Raw genomic sequence first — 3,087 nt, forward strand, 5'->3', positions numbered from 1 at the left:
CGGTCCGGCTCACGCGGCGATCCTGTCGCAGCCGCCGGGCTCGGTGGCCGGACGCTTCCGCACCACCGAGCAGGGCGAAATGATTCGTTTCAAGTTCGGCCTGCCGGATATCGCCGAACAGAACCTCAACCTCTACCTGGCCGCCGTGCTGGAGGCCACCCTGCTGCCGCCACCTGCCCCCGAACCGAGCTGGCGGGCGATGATGGATCGCCTGGCCGCCGCCGGCGTGAGTGCCTACCGCGGCGTGGTGCGCGAGCACCCGCAGTTCGTCGAGTATTTCCGCCAGGCCACCCCGGAGCAGGAGCTGGGGCGCCTGCCGCTGGGCAGCCGTCCGGCCAAGCGCCGCGAGGGCGGGGTGGAGAGCCTGCGGGCGATTCCGTGGATCTTCGCCTGGACCCAGACGCGGCTGATGCTGCCGGCCTGGCTCGGCTGGGAGCAGGCCTTGGGTCAGGCCCTGGCCGGCGGCGACGGCGAGCTGCTGAAAGGCATGCGCGAGCACTGGCCGTTCTTCCGCACCCGCATCGACATGCTCGAGATGGTGCTGGCCAAGGCCGACGCCAGCATCGCCGCGCTGTACGACGAGCGTCTGGTCGAGCCGGCGCTGCGTCCGCTGGGGGCGCAGTTACGCGACCTATTGTCGCAGGCCTGCGCCGCGGTGCTGGAGCTGACCGGGCAGTCGCGGCTGCTCGCGCACAGCGCCGAGACCCTGGAATCGATCAGCGTGCGCAACACCTACCTCGATCCCCTGCACCTGTTGCAGGCCGAGCTGCTGGCGCGCTGCCGGCTGCGTGAACAGGCGCCGGAGAGCCCTCTGGAGCAGGCGCTGCTGGTCAGCGTGGCGGGTATCGCCGCCGGTTTGCGCAATACCGGTTGAGCCGCCGCGCGGCTCCGCGCGCACCCGGGCAAGGCGCGTCCGCAGCGGCGTCCGAGCCGTCGGCAGGAGGGTTTTTATCCGACTTTCGGCGGCTTGTGTGCCTGGGGGGCGCTGTGTATCTTGATCAACCTTTTGGCTGCCACAGCTGCCGCACAACATCCAAGAGACTGGCCCTTTGAGGCGGTCCGACCGATTTCTACATAAATCTTGAGGAGCACATCGATGCGCGTGATTCTGCTGGGGGCGCCCGGTGCCGGCAAAGGTACCCAGGCTCGCTACATCACCGAGAAATTCGGTATTCCGCAAATCTCCACCGGCGACATGCTGCGCGCGGCGGTCAAGGCGGGCACCGAGCTCGGCCTGAAGGCCAAGAGCGTGATGGACGCGGGCGGCCTGGTCTCCGACGACCTGATCATCAACCTGGTCAAGGAGCGCATCGCCCAGCCCGATTGTGCCAAGGGCTTCCTGTTCGACGGCTTCCCGCGCACCATCCCGCAGGCCGAGGCCATGAAGGAAGCCGGTGTGACCATCGACAACGTGGTCGAGATCGCCGTCGACGATGAGGAAATCGTCAAGCGTCTGTCCGGCCGCCGCGTGCACCCGGCCTCGGGCCGCGTCTACCACACCGAATACAACCCGCCGAAGGTTGCCGGCAAGGACGACGTCAGCGGCGAAGACCTGGTGCAGCGCGAAGACGACAAGGAAGAGACCGTGCGTCATCGCCTGTCCGTGTACCACTCGCAGACCAAGCCGCTGGTGGACTTCTACCAGCAGCTGTCCGCCGCCACCGGCACGCCGAAGTACAGCCACATCCCGGGCGTCGGCAGCGTCGAGGAAATCACCGCCAAGACCCTGGCCGCGCTGGCCTGAGTTTTCCCGCCAGTTGCCCATGGACAAAGGCCCCGCAAGGGGCTTTTGTCGTTTGTGGTGCATGGATAAGTCCGGGTCGCTCTCGGGCATGGCTGTGCTCGTCAGCCTTTCTACCATCGGCGACGCTAGTCTCCGGCTGCCCGGCGCTTGCCATGGGCATGTCGATCCGTGAACCACTAAGGAAGAGAGGGCGTGCAATGACCGAGAAAACAGGAAAGGGTGTCATCTGGCTGGGCCTGGCCATAACGCTGCTGGGCAGTTGCGCGGCGTTCGCCGACAGCAAGGCACAAGCCAAGCAGGAGTGCGCGGTTGCCGAGTTCGCCATGGGCCTGCGTTTCCAGCAGCAGTCGGCGGAAATCCAGGCGCTGCAGCTGCAGGCCTACAATATCGCCACGCAGAAGCTGGACGCGGCCGTGGCGGCGGCGAAAGACCCGTCCAAGCTGGCCATCGTCACCGACCTGGACGAAACCGTGATCGACAACAGCGCGCTGCTGGCGCGCGACCTGGCCAATTGTCACCAATACGACGCCTGGGACACCTGGCTGCCCTGGGAGCGCGACGGCACGCCCGCGTTGATACCCGGTGCCAAGCAGTTCCTGCAGCACGCCGACCATCTCGGCGTGACCATCCGCTATATCTCCGACCGCGCCGACGAGCAGAAGCAGCACACCCTGGCCACCCTGAGCAAACTCGGCCTGCCCCAGGTCTCGGAGGAGAGCGTGCTGTTGCTCGGCCCACCCAAGGTCGAGCGGCGCGCCATCGTCAGCGCCGAGCACCAGATCGTGCTGCTGCTCGGCGATACCCTGCACGATTTCGACGCGCGTTTTCGCAAGACGCCGCTGGACCAGCAGCGCACTACCGTGGCCAGCGAGGCGGGCAAATGGGGCAGCGAGTGGGTCGTGTTCCCCAACGCAACCTACGGCACCTGGTCCAAGGCGCCGCTGCAGGCCTGGGAAGCCGAGCCGGTGGTCGAGCCCTGGTAAGGGCGTCCGCCGGTCGCACGCTAGCGGCCTGTGACCATCCTGGTGCTGGAAAAAAAAGCCTCGAGCCGGTCTAATGCCGGCTCTTTTTCTTCAGCCATGCGAACCCGATGACCACGATCCTGGCCCTGGATACCGCCACCGAAGCCTGTTCCGTTGCCCTGCTGCACGATGGCCGCGTGCTCAGCCACTACGAGGTGGCGCCGCGCCTGCACGCCCAACGCCTGCTGCCGATGATCCAACAACTGCTGGGCGAGGCCGGCATCGCCGCCGCGCAGCTGGATGCCATCGCCTTCGGCCGCGGCCCGGGCGCCTTCACCGGGGTGCGCATCGCCATCGGCGTGGTCCAGGGCCTGGCCTTCG

4 protein-coding genes are annotated in these 3,087 nt (G+C 67.1%); all 4 read left to right on the top strand.

The features are described 5' to 3' along the window. On the top strand, positions 1-874 hold an 874-nt coding region (locus N878_RS16310; protein WP_031303293.1), incomplete at its 5' end, for a phosphoenolpyruvate carboxylase. A gap of 222 nt (positions 875-1,096) precedes the next feature. Then, positions 1,097-1,744, top strand: coding sequence for an adenylate kinase (adk, locus tag N878_RS16315; protein ID WP_021444676.1), 648 nt, complete (start codon positions 1,097-1,099; stop codon positions 1,742-1,744). Between the two features lie 197 nt (positions 1,745-1,941). Then, positions 1,942-2,727 (top strand): 5'-nucleotidase, lipoprotein e(P4) family, encoded by a 786-nt coding sequence (locus N878_RS16320; protein WP_021444677.1) that lies wholly within the window; start codon positions 1,942-1,944, stop codon positions 2,725-2,727. Between the two features lie 107 nt (positions 2,728-2,834). Next, the coding region (tsaB, locus tag N878_RS16325) for a tRNA (adenosine(37)-N6)-threonylcarbamoyltransferase complex dimerization subunit type 1 TsaB (RefSeq protein WP_021444678.1) at positions 2,835-3,087 on the top strand (253 nt) is incomplete at its 3' end.

This window comes from Pseudomonas sp. EGD-AK9 (assembly GCF_000465935.2).
Lineage (GTDB): Bacteria > Pseudomonadota > Gammaproteobacteria > Pseudomonadales > Pseudomonadaceae > Aquipseudomonas.

Bases quoted from the DNA above. Each gene is read 5' to 3' on its own strand.
- adk (WP_021444676.1), top strand. From the start codon at position 1,097: ATGCGCGTGATTCTGCTGGGGGCGCCCGGTGCCGGCAAAGGTACCCAG.
- N878_RS16320 (WP_021444677.1), top strand. From the start codon at position 1,942: ATGACCGAGAAAACAGGAAAGGGTGTCATCTGGCTGGGCCTGGCCATA.